The sequence below is a fragment of the Vibrio sp. 704 genome, from assembly GCF_033339295.1.
This window is the reverse complement of record NZ_JAWOUH010000004.1, coordinates 164,215-185,705: the sequence shown is the minus strand read 5'-3', so window position 1 is coordinate 185,705 and position 21,491 is coordinate 164,215. Positions and strand designations below refer to the sequence as shown.

Sequence of the window (21,491 nt, the reverse complement as noted above, 5' to 3'; positions counted from 1 at the left end):
ATTATAGGGAGTTCACCCCATAGTTACTAGTTGGAATTAGGGTTTAGTCATAAGTTTCTGCCTGCTCAGAGGATTAACCTCCGAGCAAACGTTAAAATGTGCAATTATCAACCAACAGGCATAGTAAACTTAGTTCACCATTGTAAAGCTAATCGCATCTGGTTTTGCTTTGCCTTGCCAAAACATCGTGCTACATACGCGATCGGCAAGTTGCTTATAATACCCTGCATGCTCACTTTCTGGGCGTCTTGCTACCGTTGGCACGCCAGCGTCAATATCTTCTCTCATAGAGATATGAAGCGGAATTTGTCCTAACAATGCTAAGCCAAATTCTTGCGACATTTTTTCAGCTCCGCCCATACCAAAAATATGCTCTTTCGCGCCACATTGACTACAAATGTGATAACTCATGTTTTCCACAACACCAATGACTGGGACATGGACTTTGTTAAACATTGCCGCTCCCTTCCTTGCATCGGCAAGGGCTAAATCTTGCGGCGTTGTGACTAGCACGCTACCTGTTACCGGAATTTGTTGTGACAGAGTCAATTGAATATCCCCCGTTCCTGGCGGCATATCAATCACCAAATAATCCAAATCTGGCCAATCTGTTTCAGTTAATAACTGCGACAATGCTTTTGAAGCCATTGGACCGCGCCATATCGCCGCTTCTGATTTATCCACCAAATAACCGATAGAATGAGTATAGATGCCGTGAGCAAAAATGGGTTCCATCCACTTGCCATCACGAACTTCTGGTTTAGCATCTTCTTGCCCCAACATCATAGGTACAGACGGACCATAGATATCTGCATCCAACAATCCCACTTTCGCCCCAGATTGAGCAATCGCCAACGCTAAGTTAACTGCGGTAGTAGATTTACCAACGCCACCTTTCGCAGAACTGACGGCAATGATGTTCTTAACACCCTTAACCGAGTTAGCCACTTGAGTTTCTAAAGCTTTAACTCCAAGGCGAATATTAAATGGGAATTCAGCCACTTTACCCGAGGCTTGCTGCTGTTTGATCCAGTCATGCAGTACGGTTTGAAGCTCATTACTTGCGAATGGCAACGTTATATCAATAGAACCCTGTGTCGTAATCGAAATTGCGCCATGAATATCTGCCCAGTTTTCCACCAACTGTGGATGTTGGAATTGGTTAAACCAGTGACAAAAATCTTGCTTTGAAGTGAACTGATGCATAAGCCCTCCTTTTAGATGTCATGCTACCACCGTCCAGGCTCAACCAGAACCCCAAAAAAACTAAGGCATTCCGCAGTTTGACACCTTGGAGTTAGTCAGTTCATGGGGTAGTATTATCCATCAAAATTTATTTATACCTATCAAGAAAAGCGAATATTAAGTATGGCAAACGATCCAAAAAACTTTCCGTCAAGGAAAATGCTGGTAACTTGTGCCCTTCCGTACGCTAACGGTTCGATCCACCTTGGTCATATGCTTGAGCATATCCAAGCGGACATTTGGGTTCGTTACCAACGCCTACGCGGCAACACTGTAAACTTCATCTGTGCTGACGATGCTCACGGCACGCCAATCATGCTTAAAGCGCAACAGATGGGTATTACTCCTGAAGAAATGATTGCCGCAGTTAGCGAAGAGCACCAAAAAGACTTCGCTGGATTTGATATCAGCTTTGATAACTACCACAGCACACACTCAGATGAGAACCGTGAGCTAGCGTCACACATTTATCTTGAGTTGAAGAAAAATGGCTTTATCTCTAGCCGCACTATCTCTCAGCTGTTCGATCCAGAAAAAGAGATGTTCTTACCGGACCGTTTCGTAAAAGGTACCTGCCCAAAATGTAAGTCTGAAGACCAGTACGGTGACAACTGTGACAACTGTGGTGAGACTTACAGCCCAACAGAACTGATCAATCCTAAATCTGCGGTTTCTGGTGCGACGCCAGTAATGAAAGATTCAGAGCACTTCTTCTTCGACCTGCCTCAGTTTGAAAGCATGCTAAAAGAGTGGACTCGCTCTGGCTCGCTACAAGCTGAAACAGCGAACAAAATGCAAGAATGGTTCGAATCTGGTTTGCAGCAATGGGATATCTCACGTGATGCACCATACTTTGGCTTCGAGATCCCTGGTGAGAAGAACAAATTCTTCTACGTATGGCTAGACGCGCCTATCGGCTACATGGGCTCTTTCAAAAATCTATGTGACAAGCGCGACGACCTAGATTTCGACGAGTATTGGAAAAAAGACAGCTCAGCAGAGCTGTACCACTTCATCGGTAAAGACATCGTTTACTTCCACAGCCTATTTTGGCCAGCAATGCTAGAAGGTTCTGGCTTCCGCAAGCCTAACAACGTATTCGTACACGGTTACGTAACCGTAAACGGCGCGAAAATGTCGAAGTCTAAAGGTACGTTCGTAAAAGCAAGCACTTACCTAGAGCACCTAGACCCTGAGTGTCTACGTTACTACTACGCTGCGAAGCTAAACAGCCGTATCGACGATCTAGATCTTAACCTTGAAGACTTCACTCAGCGCGTAAACGCTGACGTTGTTAACAAGATCGTTAACCTGGCATCTCGTAACGCAGGTTTCATCGCGAAACGTTTTGAAGGCAAACTGTCTGACAACTTTGCAGAGCCTGAACTTTACAACGAATTTGTTGCTGCTGCTGACCGTATCGCTGAGCTTTACGAAACGCGTGAGTTTGGTCGTGCAATCCGTGAAATCACGGCATTGGCAGACAAAGCTAACCAATACGTTGATGAAAAAGCACCGTGGGTTGTAGCAAAAGAAGAAGGCAAAGATCAGGAACTACAAGACATCTGTTCTGTCGGTATCAACCTATTCCGCGTACTGATGACTTACCTGAAACCAGTAATGCCATCGCTAGCTGCGCGTACTGAAGCGTTTCTAAACCAAGAGCTAACTTGGGAAAACATCGCTGCTCCACTAACAGGCCACGAGATCACTAAGTTCAAAGCACTATTCAACCGTATCGATCCGAAGAATGTTGAAGCGATGATCGAAGCGTCTAAAGAAGATGCGGCGGCAGAAATGGCGGCGAAAGAGAAAGCTGAAGCGGAAAAGAACAAGGCTAGCCAAACCGAGCTAGACAAAGAACCAATCGCTGAAGAGATTGAGTTCGATGCTTTTGCTGCAGTAGATATGCGTATCGCTCGTATCATCTCTTGTGAAGAAGTACCAAAAGCCAACAAACTGCTTAAGTTCCAATTGGACATCGGTGGTGAAACTCGTCAGGTATTCTCTGGCATCAAGTCAGCTTACAGACCTGAAGAGCTAGAAGGCAAGCTAACGGTAATGGTAGCAAACCTAAAACCTCGTAAGATGAAGTTTGGTATGTCTGAAGGTATGATCCTAGCGGCAGGCCCTGGTGGTAGCGACCTGTGGATCCTTGAGCCACACGAAGGCGCTCAACCTGGCATGCGTGTAATGTAAGTTGTAGCTTTACGATCAAATTTAAAAAGTCCTCGCCAGTTCAGCGGGGACTTTTTTGACTGAATTCACACTTTTGGGGAATTTGTGCACCAAATTTGTACAGCATCTTTCCCGTCACAAGCCTAACTCACTGTTTTAGTAGAAGTTAATTAGTGGCATCAAAACTGCAATCTTTCTTGTTAGGTCCAAACACTAACAAGGAGTTGGTTATGTTTGTTTTGATTTCCACACTATTGTCCATCGCTATTTTAGCTGGAATATATCACTTATCTTCTAAACGAGAGCAGCAACATGCGCGCAAATATCAGCTGTTAACATTGTTGCGAGATGTTGTTCACCTTCTGAGACACCACCGAGCTGCTACTCACTACTCGCTTCAATTCCAACAAAACGATCAACAAAAATTGGACGCTCTTCATGATGCTCTGACTAACAAGCTGCATCTTTTAGTCGAAACATCACGGTTTGAAAACAAACCCATGTATCGCGTATTACAGATTAAAGTAGGGAAACTACTTGAACAATGGAATGACCATAGTGTTGCAAGAAACCAGATGGAGCATGGTAAGTTAATTCGTCATTGCTTGTTTTTGATGGATGAAGTAACCATCGCATGGCTAGCGGTTGAGCAAAGAGATGACTTGCATAATGAGTATCACATGAACTGGCAAAACATTATGGATAGCTTGGAGACCCTGACTCAGTTACGAATCAGCATTCAAGATTTAGGAGAACAAGGCGGAAATGAGCGTTTCAAAAACTATGCATCGGTCATGATGCGTAAGCTAAACCAACTAGCGGTTATCGCTCCACTTAGCATTACCTCTCCTGCTTCCACGCGCTCAATACAGACGCTAAATGAATACGTGACAGGGAGTCATGTCGACTTAACAGAAGCAGAGCTTTATGGCGTCACATCGGACTTGTCATTGACCATCTTCAATACATACGACCATGTCCTTTCAGATGTCGTAGAGTCATTATATCTACCGTTACCCAGACTCTCACTAGCAGGATAAACGTTCCATACCTTATTATTGGTGCTTGGTTCGTCGCCGACTTATAAATAAAAACAAAAAAACCGCAGGCCTAAGGCACTGCGGTTTTCGTTTATCCAACTTGTCAGCGCTTAGCTGTCGTCTTCCGTGAAGTTCGTTGGTAATTGCTTTTTCATTTCGTTCCAGATCAACGCACTTTCCATACCATAATGACGAATCACTACTGGTAGTTGCTCACGCTGGCCACTTTCACAAGTTTCGAGCAATTGATGGTAAAACTTCAGAGCTAGCTCACGAGAAGCTGGATTTGAGAAGTAGTAGCTACCGACACGATCGTAGAGCTTCTTCAAACCATTAAAGATCAAACCGTAAATTTGATTTCCTGAATGGAATGCTAGGCGCTGGAAAAGCATATAATCGTAAAAGTTGAACGTTTTAGCAATCAAGATTTCTTGACGCTTCGCTTCATCTTTCTCGTTATCTTCTTTCACATTCTGCAGAACTTTTTCAGCATACGGCGAAGAAGCGATGAATTCGTCCCAGGAAGCCGCATTCATTAAAGCTTCACAAGATTCGATTACGTTCTTAATTGTACGCTCAGAGCTCTCTTTGTTCGCTTTAAATGCATAGCGCATAAAGATAGGACTGATGTTGGTACGTGCCGCAAGCAGATCTTCTACAATGTTTGTCGCATTATCAACGTCTAGCGTCATTAAAGTATCCAAAATATGCAGGCCAGAGGTCTCCATAAATTGGTTAACTTTCGTAGGTTTGCCGTGCTGGATAGTTAACCATCCGTCACGGGCTAGTCGTTGAAGAACCTCTCTTAAAGTCGTTCGAGTAACACCAATCAGTTCGGACAGCTCGCGCTCAGCAGGTAAAATTGAGCCTGGAGGAAAACGGCCGTTCCAAATGCTCTCGATAATATATTTTTCTGCGAATCCCGCAGGGCTTTTCGCCTTTATGACCATTCTACTTTTTATCCAATATTGATTTCTGAGGGTCGATACTACTCATCATACCACTACTTAGCGGTTTGAGAAAATTTACGATCAATAGTGGAAATGACTCCATAACATAGAGTTAATACTCTATATGTTGTGTCAATTTAAGAGGCTCTAACATGCGAGCGAAAGCAGTAAAATATGAATTTTCATTTAATTAAACAGCTCACAAATCTCGGAGAAATAAAGACAACCTTGTCACATTTTTATATTCAAAATATGAAAAATTACTTTGTATATCACAGTTAATATTCTTTCTTAATTTGCCTTTTCTCGTCACTGACCGTCATTTAAAATCCAAGAGGATTTTTTTAAGACTTTCATGGTATAGTAACGCCGTTTTGATCGCGTTATTACATTTAAAAAGTCATTTTAGTCGGTAGCATCACGTTTTGTTATTGACTAATAAATGCCTGAGTGTAGAGTTTGCGGTCGAAAGTGAGCGGTGCTTGAGTTCAGGGGAAGTAACTTGGCAAGACTACAATAAACAAAGGATTGTTGTTTTACTAAGTTATTGTTTTAAAAGACTAGTTAATAAGTCTAACAAACAGATACTTAAGCACTATTGTAGTGTCTATTCATAATTTTGTTATAAAGAGAATTATCATGCCGATATCGCTCGGAAACGCTTTTATCAAGAACTTCCTTGGTAAAGCGCCTGATTGGTACAAAGTTGCCATTATAGCCTTCTTAATAATTAACCCGATTGTATTCTTCCTAATAAACCCATTTGTAGCTGGATGGTTGTTGGTCGCTGAATTTATTTTCACGCTAGCAATGGCATTAAAATGCTACCCATTACAACCTGGCGGTTTACTTGCTATTGAAGCCATTGCTATCGGCATGACTAGCCCTGCGCAAGTTAAGCACGAATTAGTAGCAAATATCGAAGTACTGCTACTTCTGGTGTTTATGGTTGCGGGCATCTACTTCATGAAGCAGCTATTGCTGTTCATTTTTACCAAAATTTTACTTGGCATTCGCTCTAAAACCCTACTATCACTCGCGTTCTGCTTTGCTGCGGCATTTTTGTCTGCATTTTTGGATGCCTTGACGGTTATCGCCGTTGTTATCAGCGTGGCGATCGGCTTTTACTCTATCTATCACAAAGTAGCGTCTGGTAACCCTATCGGTGACCATGACCATACACAAGATGACACGATCACTGAACTAACGCGTGATGACTTAGAAAACTATCGTGCCTTTTTGCGCTCTTTGTTGATGCATGCTGGTGTAGGTACTGCCTTAGGTGGCGTAACCACGATGGTTGGTGAACCTCAAAACTTAATTATTGCAGACCAAGCGGGTTGGTTATTTGGTGAATTCCTAATCCGTATGTCTCCAGTGACACTACCTGTATTTTTCTGTGGTCTCATCACTTGTGCTTTAGTTGAAAAGCTTAAAGTGTTTGGCTACGGCGCGAAGCTTCCTAATAACGTTCGTCAGATCCTCGTCGATTTTGACCGTGAAGAGCGTAAAACGCGAACAAATCAAGATGTCGCAAAACTCTGGGTTCAAGGTCTTATTGCGGTTTGGTTGATCGTTGCACTCGCTTTGCACTTAGCTGCTGTCGGCTTAATTGGCCTTTCTGTGATCATTTTAGCGACCGCATTTACTGGTGTCATTGAAGAGCACTCCATGGGGAAAGCGTTTGAAGAGGCCCTGCCCTTCACTGCACTGCTTGCAGTATTTTTCTCGATCGTTGCTGTAATCATTGACCAAGAGCTGTTTAAACCAGTCATCGATGCGGTGCTTGCCGTTGAAGATAAAGGTACTCAGCTAGCTCTGTTCTATGTGGCGAATGGCTTATTATCTATGGTGTCGGATAACGTGTTCGTTGGTACGGTTTACATCAATGAAGTAAAAACTGCACTCATTGAGGGCCTCATTACTCGTGATCAGTTCGACTTACTGGCGGTGGCAATCAATACTGGTACTAACCTGCCTTCTGTTGCAACGCCAAACGGTCAAGCGGCATTCCTATTCTTACTCACATCGGCTCTCGCTCCATTAATTCGTCTGTCTTACGGTCGAATGGTTATCATGGCGCTGCCTTACACCGTCGTTCTTGCGATTGTCGGTCTGATGGGAATCATGTTCTTCCTAGAGCCTGCAACAGCTTCTTTCTACGAAGCTGGTTGGATTTTACCTCATAGTGGTGATCTGACTCCCGTAGTATCCGGTGGTCACTAAAATTTGAGTTGATTAGGAAACTTATCCACGATAAAAAGCTCTGAGTATTCAGAGCTTTTTCTATTTCAGACAGGAACAAAAACGTGACTATTTTAAATTCACTTAACCAGTTTTCAAAGGGACGTTTATCGTGGCTACTGCTTCTGCTATTCGTCGTTTTCTTTGAAGCATGTGCCCTCTATTTTCAGCACGTCATGATGCTTGCACCATGTGTCATGTGTATTTATGAAAGAGTCGCGATGATGGGAGTGGGCGTCGCTGCAATGGTTGGTATATTGGCACCCAAGAACCCAATTTTCCGCTGGCTAGGTTTGATAGGCTGGGGATTAAGTGCTTACAAGGGTTTGTTACTTGCGATGCAGCACGTGGACTACCAGTTTAATCCATCACCATTCGCGACTTGCGATTTATTCGTCACATTCCCTAGCTGGGCTCCGCTCAATCAGTGGGTTCCTTGGATGTTTGAAGCATATGGTGATTGCTCTAAGGTTGTGTGGCAGCTCCTTGATTTATCAATGCCACAATGGTTAGTAGTAATTTTTGCAGGCAATTTAATCGCTTTGGCATTAATTGTAATTGCACAATTCTTCCCTGCAAAACGCGTTAATCCAATTCGTTAATCCTACTGACGCGTAAAAATTAACAAAAAGCCGACCATCTGGTCGGCTTTTTTGTTAAGTGGATAGCGCGGCGATTCGCTTTAGCCGCGTGATTGACCACAGCACTGCTTGAATTTTTTTCCGCTCTCACAAGGACAGGGATCATTGCGCCCGATACCTTTGAATGGGTTTAGGCTTTGAGCTTTATTGCCTACCATCAACTCATCCGCGCCCAGCGCGACTTCACCGACCATTAAATCAAGCTGGTCGACTAAATCTGTCAGGGCCGGTGGCGTTTCAATACCTGCGTCACGCATCTGTTGCTGCGTTGCTGGCTCATCGATCGCCAGCATCAAAGTGGTCAGTAATGCTTGCAGCATACGCTGTAATCCATCATTGAGCTCAACGTCTTGCCACTGTTCTTCAATCATTGGCCAAACAGACATAAAGCCTTCGGCAAAATCAGCAAGTTGTTCAGGTTCTTTGCCTGTTAGCTCTAGCACGGAATATTCGTTTCGTTGAATTCGGTTATGCTGCTTGTGAATTTGCTCTTCCACAGCTGGTTGAATCGCTTTGAATCCCTCACCTAATAGCGGCTCTAACCACTTTTCAGGAGCGAGTGGTTTTGTCGTCAGATTCGCAGCTAACACTGCGCCTTCGATAAATAGGCAAGATTCATCGACGTGAACTTCACCTTTTTCAATCAATATGTATTGCATGACATCTGGTTTCCCATAAATTTGGCGGCATTATACCTCAGAGCTCAAAAGCACGTAACCTAACGTTGTGTGTTTGACTGCATTGGGCGCTTCGACTCTTTTAATGACAAACTTAACTTACATCGCTACAATCGCCCTCCTTTTTACCACCAAACTGTATTAGGCAAGCTATGCGAGTTGTACTAGGCCCAATGGAAGGCGTTTTAGATCATTTGATGCGCCAAATCCTGACCGAGATAAACGACTATGACCTGTGTGTTACGGAGTTTGTTCGCGTAATCGACCAGCTATTACCCGATCATGTGTTTCACCGTTTATGCCCAGAGCTGTTGCAAGGTTCTCAGACTGCATCTGGTGTGCCAGTACATGTGCAATTGTTGGGACAAGAACCAAACTGGATGGCTGAGAACGCAATTAAAGCGGCAAATCTTGGCGCCAGAGGTATTGATATAAACTTTGGTTGCCCAGCCAAAATGGTCAACAAAAGTAAGGGTGGTGCTGCTCTACTTCAGCATCCTGAGCTCATTCACCGTGTGGTTAAAGCTTGTCGAGAAGCCGTTCCAGAAGCCATTCCCGTAACTGCAAAAATTCGTCTTGGCTGGGAGAACCCTGAAGATTGCTTTGAAATTGTCGATGCCATTCAGTCTGCTGGCGCAAATGAATTGACCGTACACGCACGTACTAAACAAGGTGGTTATAAAGCTTCTGAGATAAAATGGGATTACATCAACCAAATTCGCGAACGTTTTGATATCCCACTGATTGCGAATGGCGAAATTTGGAATTATGAAGACGGTCAACGTTGCATTGAAACGACTGGCGTTAACTCTTTGATGGTGTGCCGAGGCGCTTTCAATATCCCTAACTTAGGCAATATGGTAAAACATAACCACCAGCCAATGTCATGGCCCGAGGTGGTTGAGTTGCTCATCTATTACTCCAAGTTTGAGATGAAAGGCGATAAAGGCTTGTATTACCCAAACCGCGTAAAACAATGGTTCTCTTATTTGCGTCAGGCTTATCCTGAAGCAAAAGACCTATTTAGAGAAATCAGAACGTTCAATAAAGCCGCACCAATTGTTGAGCATATTCAACGCTACCGCGATGACTTAAACTCTCAGGTTGCATAATTCCCGAACACAAAAAGGACGAATATCTCGTCCTTTTTGTACCTAAATCCTAGTAACAGATCTTATTTTTGCCGGTACTTTTGGCTTGATATAACTTTTCATCCGCCGCTTTAAACAATTCATCAAAGTTTTCTACTCGGCTCTCTTTACTAAACACCACACCGCCAGAGATCGTAAAGCCTTCTTTCGTTACGCGTATCGAGCGCTCATCTATGGCTTTTTTTACTCTGTCTAAAATGAGTTTAATGCCTTCTGAATCTTCGTCATAAATAGCTAAAACGAACTCTTCGCCACCAAACCTTGAGGCAACATCGGTATGGCGAATATTTTCACGTATACATTTTGCAACAAGCTGAATTGCAGAATCACCGACATCATGACCATAGGTGTCGTTGATCTTCTTGAAGTTATCAATATCGAACACTGCCAAAGCAACCTGTTTTTTTGTCATCTTATTACGCCACACGGTTTGCATACCTCGACGATTCAATAAACTGGTCATTGGGTCTCTTGCTGCCAGTTCTTTAAAGTAACGTCGCTCGCTATGCATATTCACATAGAACAAGACGACGGTACTCAGCACGTAAATAAATAGTGCGACAATAAGGCTGTATTTTTCAAAAACCGCTAGGTTCTTAGCTTCATCCCAAAGGTTGTACTCGTAGTACATGCTGTGACTCGCACTCAATCGCTCTAATTCGACTGGTTTGATTCGTGTACTGTTTGAAGGAATGGATTGTAAATTGGAAACCAAATGAAACTGACCAACAAGACTTAGCGACGAAGCCATGAGCGTATTGATGTCGAAATCAATAGACAAAACACCTTGATGTTCTCCTTTCTCATAGACGGGTACCGTCATACTAATGACTTGACCTTCCATCGAGTCCAACACAGGCCCTGGTCCAGCCAAGGTAATGTTCACTTTATCTTGCGCGGTTTTTTGCCAAAAAGGTCGGGCTTTTAGCGTTGACAAAAGCTCTCTTGTGAAATTTTTTGCGTAGGTATCGGGTGAGGAGATAACGTAACCGCGCTTGTCAATGTAATGGATTCCAACAATGTGCGATTCAATATCGTGCAGAAATGACAATGACGGCGCAAAACCCGCCTTTTGTTCAGCTAACTGGTTAATCGTTGAACCTTGCTGACATAAGCTTTCGTCCCCTACGATCATATAATCAAGGTCAACCGCAGGTAACCCTTCACTATAGACACTTTCGAGTAATAACACATCTATAGGCCAAAGATAACAAAGCCCTTCTTTGACTAAAGAATTATGTTCTTCAAACAGTGGGTTAGCGTAATTGGTATAGTTGGTGAAGCTGTAATCTAAAGCCGTGAGTACTTTAATACCGCGAGACATTGCACGCTCGATACGCGAATACTCAGAATCGATATAGCGGTTAACCGCATCATAGTAATTTTTCGTTGTCACGAGTAAAACCACTACAAATAACGCCAGAGGAAAAAAGATGACAAATGAGAGGCTAAATCGCCTTTGGTTTACCATTGAGTACCATGCATATGAAAGGTCAATAGTCTCTTATGACTGCTATTAAATTGATACTCGTTATCTGGTGACGCATGCAATGCAGCACCAGATAACAAGAGACCAAACAAATGTGTGCGCGCTGTTTGAGACCGTTTATATATTAAAGGAGTTTAATCAATATAGAGTGTGGTGTCACTTTAGTCGCCATAATTTGCAGCTCTGTGCCGACATATTAACAGAGATATGACCTTTATAATCAACCTGTTCTGTGTCATCTAACAACGATATAACTTGGCTAACCTCCAAGCCCAGTTGCCACATAGGTAAATCGATTGAACATTCATTACCACTGAGATTAATCATAACAACGACTGCTTCACGACCCAGTACACGTGCGTACGCCAACTGGTTGTTAGTGCAATGCAACCATTGAATACAGCCCGACTGTAAAGGCTTACATTGTTTACGTATCTTGATCCATTGTTGGTAAAGCGATAGCCATTGTGAACTTTCAATTTCATTCCAAGGAAAACAACGACGATTATCCGGGTCTAGCCCTCCTTCTAGACCGACTTCACTCCCATAGTAAATACAAGGCGTGCCAACGTAAGTCATAAGCATTGCTAGCGCGATGTTCATTTTACACTTATCACCATCAACCAATGTGATAAACCGAGCAGTATCGTGACTATCGAGTTGATTTAGCTGCGATAGCTGATTAGAAAATGGGATTTTTGCTCTGGCTTCGTCCAACCACGCTTTAAACTCCAAACCATCAATGTTGATTGGATCGTACATAATGTCTTGTCGTGCGATAAAAGCTCGGACTGGATGAGCAAAACCGTAGTAGTTCATCGCCCCATCCTCTTGATCACCTTGCAACCACTGCGTTGCTTCAAAAAAGTGCTCACCTAACACATAAGCATTCGGGTTTACTGACTTAGTCGCATGACGAAACGCTGCCACATAATGAGCATTGTTTTTCGCGCCGTCCCATTCGCCAAGCATATGGATTACATCAAACCGCCAGCCATCAACCAAGTACGGTGGCTTCAGCCAGTACTTGATGACAGACTCTTCACTTTGGTAGATGTAGTCGCGCACCTGTTCATTTTCAAAGTTCAGAACCGGTAAGTTACCAATGCCTTTCCAACCAATGTAGTGATTGGTTTCGCCTTCGAAAAAGTAGTAATCACGGAACTTTGACTGCGGATTGCCATACGCTCCTTCTCCTTTTCGTTCTATATCAAACCAAGGATGATGCACTGATGTGTGGTAAAACACCGCGTCTAAGACAATCTTCATATTCTTACCACGGATTTTCTCACACAGTTCAGCAAACTGATCATTGGTGCCGAACATAGGGTCAACAGTGAAGTAATCGGTGGTGTCGTATTTATGATTACTTGGTGAAGAAAAGATCGGATTAAAATAAAGCGCAGTAACGCCGAGCTGTTCAAGATAGTCCAACTTTTGCTCCACACCTTTGAGGTCGCCGCCAAAGAATTCACGCGCCCCGGTATTTTGGTGAGAGCCTACCGCGTCTCCCCACGCCTTGACGATCGATGCAGAATCATACTGAGCATAAGCGTGGCGAATATCAGACTCACTTTTACTAGCAGAAAAACGGTCAGGAAAGATTTGATAGAAAACTTGCTCTTGGACCCAGCTTGGTGGTTGATGGTTTACATTCAACTTAAAGTGGAACTCTTTGGGTGGAATACGCTTTTGCACACCCCGTGCATCGAGCCAGTATTGTTGTCCGTCTTTGAGGATCTTAAACACATAATGTGTGACATCTCGATCTTGATTTGGTCGAAACGATGCCTCCCATAGTAATAATTCACCAGCTGTTCCTACTTGAGCCATGTCGACCAGATATTCTTCATTGTCCGGCTCAATACGCACATAGACGGAATCAAAATCCAATGTCTCGGTTTTCAGTCTGACTGTAATTTGCTCGTCATTAAAAGCTAAACCATCAATAGTTTGACTATGAAAAATAAATGGCAGGTTCATTATGGGCACTCCTCGTCATCGGATATGCCACTATGTTATTGAAGAATTAGAGACAAGAAATCCTCCTTGCGAGTTGACATATCAGCCAATTTTCCCAAGGAGGATCACACTTAGTAGGCGTAGTGACTTGTCGGATACCGCTTAGTTCAACAAGAGACTGTCATCTGCCAGCTCTTCACCACGCACTTTGGAGAACATATCCAACAAGTCTGGTACTTGCATGTTAGTGCGCTGCTCTCCAGCCACATCAAGCACAATTTCACCTTGGTGAAGCATTACGGTCCTATCGCCACATGCTAATGCGTCTTTCATCGAATGCGTCACCATCATCACTGTTAAATCGAACTCATCGACAATACGTTTAGTTAAGTCGATAACAAACGCCGCCATACGAGGATCAAGCGCAGCCGTGTGTTCATCAAGCAATAACAACTTACTCTCCGATAACGTCGCCATCACAAGGCTAACGGCTTGTCGTTGTCCACCAGACAGTAACCCAATGCTATCGCCCAAGCGGTCTTCTAAACCAAGACCGAGGATGCTAATTCTCTCTTGGAACAGCTTGCGACGTTTAGTAGAGAGCGCCAACCCCCAGCTGCGTTTTTTACCACGCATGTGCGCTAGAGCCATGTTCTCTTCTATCGTCAGTTCACCACAAGTCCCGGCCAATGGATCTTGAAACACTCGGGCGCATTGCGTCGCACGTTGGGCAACCGTCTGCTTGGTGACGTCTTTGCCGTCAATGATAACCTGACCACCTATCATCGGCGTCTCACCTGTCACCGCACCAAGCAACGTCGATTTTCCTGCGCCATTAGAACCAATCACGGTAAGAAATTGATGCTCTGGAACCTCTAAAGAGACGCCTTTCAATGCATGATTTTCCAAAATCGTCCCAGGGTTGAACGTGACCTGAATATTATTTAGTTCGATCATAATGCCTCCCCAGAACCATTTTTTGATGCCGCTTGTTTAGCATCAGTAACGCGTTGTTTCGCTCTCATGCTCTGTTTTAGCTTTGGGGCAATAAGCGCCACAGCCACCAATACTGCGGTAACAAGGTTGAGGTCTGAAGCTTGTAAACCAAACATGCCAGAGCTCAAAGCGAAAGCCACTGTAAGGCGATAAAGTACCGAACCGATGATGACCGCAAACACCGCAACCCAAATCTTGCGCCCGGGAATAAGGGTCTGCCCCAAAATCACAGCTGCCAAACCAACGACAATGGTGCCCACGCCAGAGGTCACATCCGCAAAGCTGTTCGTTTGTGCAAACAACGCGCCTGCGAATCCGACAAAACCGTTAGATAAAGCCAAGCCAAAGTAGGTATAAAAGCCAGTGCTCGCCCCTTGCGCAGAAACCATACGCGCATTCACACCCGTGGCTCGTAAACCAAGACCAAAGTCGCTGTTCAGCAGGCGAATGACAAAGAAAGCGGAAAGAAGAACTAAGACCCCAACAACCAGAGGGCGAATAAACATCGCATCGCCCAATGCTTCAAACGGAGTGAGAATAGTATCCTCTCCAAGCAACGCCATATTAGGTTTGCCCATAATACGAATATTAATTGAAAATGCAGCGATCATGGTAAGAATGGAAGCTAACAGGTGTAAAATACCACACCGAACAGCCAGAAAAGCGGTTACCCACCCCGTCATACTACCAGCTATCATCGCCATTATTGTCGCAAGCCAAGGATTAATACCTGCGACAATCGCCGTTGCAGCCACCGCCGCTCCCATTGGAAAGCTGCCATCCACACTCAAATCGGGGAAATCGAGAACACGGAACGTAAGATACACACCCAGAGCGACTAGGCCATAAATCAAGCCAATTTCGAGTGCGCCAAAAAAAGCAAATGCAGACATAACTGCTCCTTTCTGCATGCTCAGGCTGGCTAATACCAACCTGAACGTAAGACTTCTAACGTATACTCCCCTTCTTCTCTAGCAGAATGCTCTACACGAGAAATCCGGCGAGTATCAATTTTGGGGCAAGCGTCTACCAACCAACGTGACGGTCTTTACCCCAAAAAGCGTTACTTATTGCATGCTTGTCGCACGTTCAACCACAGAACTTGGCAGCTTGATACCGAGCTTAGATGCTGCGCTTTCGTTAATTACAAGGTCAGAGCCCGTCGCGACTTTTACATCTAGCTTGCCTGGTTCTTGACCATCAAGAATCGCCGCCACGTAATCCGCGGTTTGTACACCAACCTGGTAGTAGTCAAAACCTAAGCCTGCAATTGCACCTTTTTCGACATACGACGTCGCGCCACCAAATACAGGTTTCTTCGCTTGATTCGCTGCCACAATCATTCCTTCAATCGCACTTGCAACTGTATTGTCTGTTGGGGCGTAAAGAATGTCTGATTTCGCTGCAATCGCTTGAGTCGCAGACTGAACATCAGCACTTTTTAGTGCGGTCGCTTCAACCACTTGTATGCCTTTTGCTTTTGCGCTTTCTTTTAGTAATTCAACCAAAGTCACGGCATTAGCTTCACCGGGATTAAATACAACCCCGATGCTTTTCACCTGAGGAAGAATTTCTTGGATGAGATCGACATGCTGAGCAACGGGTGAAAGATCAGACAGGCCAGTTACGTTTTTGCCTGGTTGTTCCATCGACTTAACCAATTTCGCACCAACCGGATCTGTTACCGCAGTAAAGACAACAGGAATAGAGCGAGTAGCCGACACCAAAGCTTGCGCCGAAGGTGTCGCGATGCCAACTAACACATCAGGATTTTCGCCGACATACTGACGGGCAATTTGCACCGCAATCGCTGGATTACCCTGTGCGGTCTTATAATCAAATTCTAGATTTTTGCCTTCTTCGTAGCCTTTCGCTTTCAAACCATCAAGTAACCCTTGGCGCGTCGCGTCTAACGCCGGGTGTTCGACAATCTGTGAAACTGCGACAGTTGCAGTGGCGGCCAGTACATTGGTAGAAGAGAAAATAGCAGTAGCTGATAGAACGGCAGTGGCTAATAAACGTTTCGTTTTCATCATAACTCCTTGATGTGACTTCGTCCTTGTTTCACGAGCTTTCAATATGTGTATCGACTCGTGAATTCAAATGTTTGAAGGCGGTATTGTTGTGTTCATATAACTGTGCACTTCTTGCGCATCTTGTTTTTATTATTACTACTAAGTCTTAGTAAAGAAAAGAAAGATTTAACACTAAAGCAACATTTGTGATCAGGGGGACTTCTTCATCCGGAAAGAATCTTTGGTAAACAAAGCTTCGCTCGCTTCATCAACGACCGTCAAAGTAGTAATAGAGGCAGGATCAAAAATGGAGCGGCCAGTGCACACTCCATTTCAAACAATTTAAATTAGAACCAACGCTCTAATGACGATTTATCGAGCTGGCGAAACGCTCGGTTCAATATTATCGCAAGCTCTTTGTAACGAGGGCGAGCTTTTACAGGCTCTAAGGCAAAACCTGTTTCCACAATTTTTTGATGCAACTCCCGATACCAAGAGGCCAAAGAAGGCGGCAATTTCGTGTTGGATCGAGCACCAAGCCACCAAATGCCTTGAAGTGGCAAGCTAATCGCAAACAAGGCGACAACAATGGATTGAGGTAACGCGTGGTAATTGTTGAATGCCATTTGAGTGAGTACGCTGATCGCAGCAACGGCTGGCATGACTTTAATGCCAAAGCGAGTCGCCTTAATGATACGCTGTTCCGGAAATATGGCGCTTAGCTCTTTACGAACCGGCCAGATCTCCATGTAATTCTGGCCATCTTTCAGGCTATGGATCAATCCGACTTTATTACTCATACCGCTCTCTCACTAAAAAATAGTTGAACATTTCAACTGAAGGTACAAAAAATTGATGAAAGTTAATATTCTTTCAAATTTTTTTTGTTATCATTGCTTATTATCGCTATCCTTTGCAGACCCTCAATCTCATTGTTGCTGTTATTTACAATTTAAGCAACTCCGAGATATCTATCTGCACGGATCGCATCATAGTGATGGAAGGGTTCATCACTATTTCTTTATATGGAATTAGAACAATTTTTGACCAGGATTAGTACGCAGCCTTCTGGGTATCGGCTATTCTTGTGATTAATTTTTCATTCTTTAACTGATTTTTATCAGACGAATAACAGGTAGTCATACATGTCTAAGCTAGTTTTAGTTTTAAACTGCGGTAGTTCTTCTCTTAAATTTGCCGTTGTTGATGCCGAGAACGGCGACGAGCACTTGTCAGGTCTTGCTGAGTGTCTTCACCTTCCTGAAGCTCGCATCAAGTGGAAACTTGATGGCAAGCACGAAGCTCAACTAGGCAATGGTGCAGCTCACGAAGAAGCACTAGCGTTTATGGTAGAAACTATTCTTGCTTCTAAGCCAGAGCTTAAAGCTAACCTAGGCGCAATCGGTCACCGTATCGTTCACGGCGGCGAGCAGTTCACTCAATCTGCACTAATTACTGATGAAGTTCTAAAAGGTATTCAAGACGCTGCAACATTTGCACCTCTTCATAACCCTGCTCACATCATCGGTATCGAAGCGGCTAAGAAAAACTTCCCAGAGCTGAAAAACGTTGCTGTATTTGACACTGCGTTCCACCAAACTATGCCTGAAGAGTCTTACCTATACGCTCTTCCATACAACCTATACAAAGAACACGGTATCCGTCGTTACGGCATGCACGGTACTTCTCACTTGTTCATCACTCGTGAAGTTGCAGGCCTACTAAACAAACCAGTTGAAGAAGTAAACATCATCAACTGTCACCTAGGTAACGGCGCATCTGTATGTGCGATCAAGAACGGTCAATCTGTAGACACTTCTATGGGTCTTACTCCACTTGAAGGTCTGGTAATGGGTACTCGCTGTGGCGACATCGACCCTGCTATCGTCTTCCATCTACACGACGCTCTAGGTTACTCTGTTGATCAAATCAACACGATGCTAACTAAAGAGTCTGGTCTTCAAGGTCTAACTGAAGTGACTTCTGACTGTCGTTTCGTTGAAGACAACTACGGTCAAAAAGAAGAAGCAACACGCGCAATGGACGTGTTCTGTCACCGTCTAGCTAAATACGTTGCTGGCTACACTGCTTCAATGGAAGGCCGTCTAGACGCAATCACTTTCACTGGCGGTATCGGCGAGAACTCTGGCCCTATCCGTGAAATGGTTCTAAACCGTCTTGGCATCTTCGGTATCGAAGTAGATAGCGAAGCTAACCTTAAAGCTCGCTTCGGCGGCGAAGGCGTTATCACGACTGAAAACAGCCGTATCCCTGCAATGGTTATCTCTACTAACGAAGAGCTAGTCATCGCTGAAGACACTGCTCGCCTGACAGGTCTTTAATTGAATTCCTGGCTAGCCACTCGGCTAGCCAGATTTTCATTCAAACGAATTTCTTAGGGGCTCAACTCCTATTCTTCGAGCTTCATGGAATAAGAGTTGAGCTTTTATCCCCCAAATAGCTAAAGGTACTCTACGAATGTCTCGTACTATTATGCTTATCCCTACTAGCGCAGGCGTTGGCCTAACAAGCGTTAGCATGGGTGTTCTTCGCGCTATGGAGCGTAAAGGCGTTAAAGTTTCTTTCTACAAGCCAATCTGTCAGCCACGTTCAGGTGGTGATCAGCCAGATCTGACTTCAACTATCGTTGGTCGTAACAGCGATATGAAGATCGGTGAACCAATGGCGATGTCTGTTGCTGAAAGCCTAATCGGTAACGACAACATGGACGAGCTGCTAGAAACCGTTGTTGAACGTTACAACCAAATCAACAAAGACGCAGACGTTACGCTAATCGAAGGTCTTGTACCTACTCGTAAGCACCCATTTGCAAACCAAGTAAACGCGGAAATCGCGGCAACACTTGGTGCAGAAATCGTGCTAGTTGCGACTCCAGGTACTGATAACCCTGCGCAACTGAAAGAGCGTATCGAAGTAGCATGTTCTAACTTCGGCGGCACTAAAAACAAAAATATCTCTGGTGTTATCATCAACAAGCTAAACGCTCCTGTTGACGAAGCTGGCCGTACTCGCCCTGACCTATCTGAAATCTTTGACGATGCAGACAGCGCGAAACAAAACGAATTGAAAGTGATGGAAATTTTCAACACTTCTCCAATTCGTGTACTAGGTTGTGTGCCATGGAGCATTGATCTGATTGCGACTCGTGCAATCGACATGGCTAAACACCTGAAAGCAGATATCATCAACGAAGGTGACATCAACACTCGTCGCATCAAGAGCATAACTTTCTGTGCACGTTCTCTGCCAAACATGATTGAGCACTTCAAACCGGGTTCTCTACTTGTTACTTCTGCAGACCGTCCTGATGTTATCGTTGCTGCTTCTCTTGCTGCAATGAACGGTGTGGATATTGGTGCAGTACTGCTAACTGGCGGTTACGATATCCCTAGCGAAATCGAAGGCCTATGTAAACCAGCATTCGACACTGGTCTACCTATCTTCAAAGCACAAGGTAACACTTGGCAAACGTCTCTAAACCTACAGAGTTTCAGCATCGAAGTACCTGCAGACGATAAAGAGCGTATCGAGTTCATCAACGAACACGTTGCTGGCCACATCGACGGTAACTGGATCGAGTCGATGACTGAAGGCACTCAGAAGTCTCGTCGTCTAAGCCCACCAGCGTTCCGTTACCAGCTAACTGAACTTGCTCGTAAAGCAGGTAAGCGTATCGTTCTTCCAGAAGGTGACGAACCACGCACAGTTAAAGCAGCGGCAATCTGTGCTGAACGCGGCATTGCAGACTGTGTACTTCTAGGTAACCCAGATGAAATCCGTCGCGTAGCGGCTCAACAAGGCGTTGAGCTAGGTACTGGTGTAACCATCATCGATGCAGATGCTGTTCGTGAAAACTACGTTGCTCGCCTAGTTGAGTTGCGCGGTGCGAAAGGCATGACTGAAGTTGTGGCTCGTGAGAAGCTACAAGATTCAGTATTCCTAGGCACAATGATGCTTGAGAACGACGAAGTTGACGGCCTAGTTTCTGGTGCTGTTCACACTACGGCGAACACTATCGTTCCTCCGTTCCAAATCATCAAGACGGCACCAAATGCGTCTATCGTATCTTCAGTATTCTTCATGCTTCTGCCTGATCAAGTACTGGTTTACGGTGACTGTGCAATCAACCCAGATCCAACTGCTGAACAGCTTGCTGAAATCGCTATCCAATCTGCTGACTCTGCAGCAGCATTCGGTATCGAACCACGCGTTGCAATGATCTCTTACTCTACTGGTGAATCTGGTAAGGGTGCAGACGTTGATAAAGTACGTGAAGCAACAAAACTGGCTCAAGAGAAACGTCCTGATCTTATCATTGACGGTCCTCTACAGTACGACGCTGCTATTATGGAAAACGTTGCTGCTTCTAAGGCACCAAACTCTCCAGTTGCAGGTAAAGCGACAGTATTTGTATTCCCAGACCTAAACACGGGTAACACAACTTACAAAGCGGTACAACGTTCAGCTGACCTAGTATCTATCGGTCCAATGCTGCAAGGTATGCGTAAGCCTGTAAACGACTTATCTCGTGGCGCGCTAGTAGACGACATCGTGTACACCATCGCTCTAACAGCTATCCAAGCAGACCAAGAAGCTAAATAATCGCTTCTGACATCTAGTTGGATATAGATACAAAGCCCTCGATTCGTCGAGGGCTTTTTCTATTGCTGGCCAGAACACTTATTTGTTTTTTGTACCAATCACTGCACAACCTATAATTACTGGTGCACAAAGCTTTTCTCCCTATCGCCCCCCATACCTAATCGACATTGCTCGTGCTTGTTCTTACACCGATTGACCCACTCCCAAAAAATGCATTGGCTCCAAAGCAGCACGGTCCCTGTTCAATTTATCGACATTATTTACGTTTTAGCTAAACTTT

16 protein-coding genes are annotated in these 21,491 nt (G+C 44.4%); 7 read left to right on the top strand and 9 right to left on the bottom strand.

The genetic code is table 11. The features are described from left to right. Positions 1–129: 129 nt before the first annotated feature. Positions 130–1,206 (bottom strand): iron-sulfur cluster carrier protein ApbC, encoded by a 1,077-nt coding sequence (gene apbC / locus R7R24_RS09050; RefSeq protein WP_005380830.1) that lies wholly within the window; start codon positions 1,204–1,206, stop codon positions 130–132. A 162-nt stretch (positions 1,207–1,368) separates the two neighbouring features. On the opposite strand from apbC, the gene metG reads away from it, so the two are divergent. After that, positions 1,369–3,444, top strand: coding sequence for a methionine--tRNA ligase (gene metG, locus R7R24_RS09045; RefSeq protein ID WP_054577642.1), 2,076 nt, complete (start codon positions 1,369–1,371; stop codon positions 3,442–3,444). A 209-nt stretch (positions 3,445–3,653) separates the two neighbouring features. After that, positions 3,654–4,463 carry a hypothetical protein gene (locus R7R24_RS09040; RefSeq protein ID WP_017821380.1) on the top strand — a complete coding sequence of 270 codons (810 nt, stop codon included), beginning with the start codon at positions 3,654–3,656 and terminating at the stop codon, positions 4,461–4,463. 110 nt (positions 4,464–4,573) lie between these two features. Here the strand turns inward: R7R24_RS09040 and fadR are convergent, their stop codons facing one another. Continuing rightward, positions 4,574–5,413, bottom strand: a complete 840-nt coding sequence (gene fadR / locus R7R24_RS09035) for a fatty acid metabolism transcriptional regulator FadR (protein WP_005380824.1) — start codon at positions 5,411–5,413, stop codon at positions 4,574–4,576. Between the two features lie 639 nt (positions 5,414–6,052). On the opposite strand from fadR, the gene nhaB reads away from it, so the two are divergent. Then, the gene (nhaB, locus tag R7R24_RS09030) at positions 6,053–7,639 is read left to right on the top strand and encodes a Na(+)/H(+) antiporter NhaB (protein ID WP_005380822.1); all 1,587 of its coding nucleotides are present in this window, start codon (positions 6,053–6,055) and stop codon (positions 7,637–7,639) included. 83 nt (positions 7,640–7,722) lie between these two features. Further along, positions 7,723–8,259, top strand: coding sequence for a disulfide bond formation protein DsbB (gene dsbB, locus R7R24_RS09025; RefSeq protein ID WP_031779052.1), 537 nt, complete (start codon positions 7,723–7,725; stop codon positions 8,257–8,259). 80 nt (positions 8,260–8,339) lie between these two features. On the opposite strand, the gene R7R24_RS09020 is transcribed toward dsbB, so the two are convergent. Further along, positions 8,340–8,957, bottom strand: coding sequence for a YecA family protein (locus R7R24_RS09020; protein ID WP_054577641.1), 618 nt, complete (start codon positions 8,955–8,957; stop codon positions 8,340–8,342). A 170-nt stretch (positions 8,958–9,127) separates the two neighbouring features. Between R7R24_RS09020 and dusC the strand changes: the two genes are divergently transcribed. Further along, positions 9,128–10,087 carry a tRNA dihydrouridine(16) synthase DusC gene (gene dusC / locus R7R24_RS09015; RefSeq protein WP_017633856.1) on the top strand — a complete coding sequence of 320 codons (960 nt, stop codon included), beginning with the start codon at positions 9,128–9,130 and terminating at the stop codon, positions 10,085–10,087. Positions 10,088–10,136: 49 nt separating this feature from the next. Here dusC and R7R24_RS09010 read toward each other — a convergent pair whose 3' ends face one another. The 6 genes from R7R24_RS09010 to yfbV all read right to left on the bottom strand — a co-directional run bounded on the left by R7R24_RS09010 (position 10,137) and on the right by yfbV (position 17,388). Then, positions 10,137–11,597, bottom strand: a complete 1,461-nt coding sequence (locus R7R24_RS09010) for a sensor domain-containing diguanylate cyclase (protein WP_206946735.1) — start codon at positions 11,595–11,597, stop codon at positions 10,137–10,139. Between the two features lie 174 nt (positions 11,598–11,771). Then, positions 11,772–13,598, bottom strand: a complete 1,827-nt coding sequence (gene malZ / locus R7R24_RS09005; RefSeq protein WP_318119483.1) for a maltodextrin glucosidase — start codon at positions 13,596–13,598, stop codon at positions 11,772–11,774. 141 nt (positions 13,599–13,739) lie between these two features. Further along, on the bottom strand, positions 13,740–14,534 hold the full coding sequence (locus R7R24_RS09000) for an ABC transporter ATP-binding protein (protein ID WP_170893536.1): 795 nt from the start codon (positions 14,532–14,534) through the stop codon (positions 13,740–13,742). Next, the gene (locus tag R7R24_RS08995; RefSeq protein ID WP_206946731.1) at positions 14,531–15,466 is read right to left on the bottom strand and encodes an ABC transporter permease; all 936 of its coding nucleotides are present in this window, start codon (positions 15,464–15,466) and stop codon (positions 14,531–14,533) included. The genes R7R24_RS09000 and R7R24_RS08995 overlap by 4 nt, the downstream gene beginning before the upstream one ends. A 174-nt stretch (positions 15,467–15,640) precedes the next feature. Continuing rightward, positions 15,641–16,606, bottom strand: coding sequence for an ABC transporter substrate-binding protein (locus R7R24_RS08990; protein ID WP_017633858.1), 966 nt, complete (start codon positions 16,604–16,606; stop codon positions 15,641–15,643). A 329-nt stretch (positions 16,607–16,935) separates the two neighbouring features. Further along, on the bottom strand, positions 16,936–17,388 hold the full coding sequence (gene yfbV / locus R7R24_RS08985) for a terminus macrodomain insulation protein YfbV (protein ID WP_005380809.1): 453 nt from the start codon (positions 17,386–17,388) through the stop codon (positions 16,936–16,938). 345 nt (positions 17,389–17,733) lie between these two features. On the opposite strand from yfbV, the gene R7R24_RS08980 reads away from it, so the two are divergent. Together R7R24_RS08980 and pta are read left to right on the top strand one after the other, a co-directional pair. After that, positions 17,734–18,930, top strand: coding sequence for an acetate kinase (locus R7R24_RS08980; RefSeq protein ID WP_005380807.1), 1,197 nt, complete (start codon positions 17,734–17,736; stop codon positions 18,928–18,930). Positions 18,931–19,066: 136 nt separating this feature from the next. Next, positions 19,067–21,211: a phosphate acetyltransferase gene (gene pta / locus R7R24_RS08975; RefSeq protein WP_005380805.1), complete on the top strand. Its 2,145-nt coding sequence runs from the start codon at positions 19,067–19,069 to the stop codon at positions 21,209–21,211. The last annotated feature ends 280 nt before the right edge of the window (positions 21,212–21,491 follow it).

Bases quoted from the DNA above. Each gene is read 5' to 3' on its own strand.
- apbC (WP_005380830.1), bottom strand. From the start codon at position 1,206: ATGCATCAGTTCACTTCAAAGCAAGATTTTTGTCACTGGTTTAACCAA.
- metG (WP_054577642.1), top strand. From the start codon at position 1,369: ATGGCAAACGATCCAAAAAACTTTCCGTCAAGGAAAATGCTGGTAACT.
- R7R24_RS09040 (WP_017821380.1), top strand. From the start codon at position 3,654: ATGTTTGTTTTGATTTCCACACTATTGTCCATCGCTATTTTAGCTGGA.
- fadR (WP_005380824.1), bottom strand. From the start codon at position 5,413: ATGGTCATAAAGGCGAAAAGCCCTGCGGGATTCGCAGAAAAATATATT.
- nhaB (WP_005380822.1), top strand. From the start codon at position 6,053: ATGCCGATATCGCTCGGAAACGCTTTTATCAAGAACTTCCTTGGTAAA.
- R7R24_RS09020 (WP_054577641.1), bottom strand. From the start codon at position 8,957: ATGCAATACATATTGATTGAAAAAGGTGAAGTTCACGTCGATGAATCT.
- dusC (WP_017633856.1), top strand. From the start codon at position 9,128: ATGCGAGTTGTACTAGGCCCAATGGAAGGCGTTTTAGATCATTTGATG.
- R7R24_RS09010 (WP_206946735.1), bottom strand. From the start codon at position 11,597: ATGGTAAACCAAAGGCGATTTAGCCTCTCATTTGTCATCTTTTTTCCT.
- malZ (WP_318119483.1), bottom strand. From the start codon at position 13,598: ATGAACCTGCCATTTATTTTTCATAGTCAAACTATTGATGGTTTAGCT.
- R7R24_RS09000 (WP_170893536.1), bottom strand. From the start codon at position 14,534: ATGATCGAACTAAATAATATTCAGGTCACGTTCAACCCTGGGACGATT.
- R7R24_RS08995 (WP_206946731.1), bottom strand. From the start codon at position 15,466: ATGTCTGCATTTGCTTTTTTTGGCGCACTCGAAATTGGCTTGATTTAT.
- R7R24_RS08990 (WP_017633858.1), bottom strand. From the start codon at position 16,606: ATGAAAACGAAACGTTTATTAGCCACTGCCGTTCTATCAGCTACTGCT.
- yfbV (WP_005380809.1), bottom strand. From the start codon at position 17,388: ATGAGTAATAAAGTCGGATTGATCCATAGCCTGAAAGATGGCCAGAAT.
- R7R24_RS08980 (WP_005380807.1), top strand. From the start codon at position 17,734: ATGTCTAAGCTAGTTTTAGTTTTAAACTGCGGTAGTTCTTCTCTTAAA.
- pta (WP_005380805.1), top strand. From the start codon at position 19,067: ATGTCTCGTACTATTATGCTTATCCCTACTAGCGCAGGCGTTGGCCTA.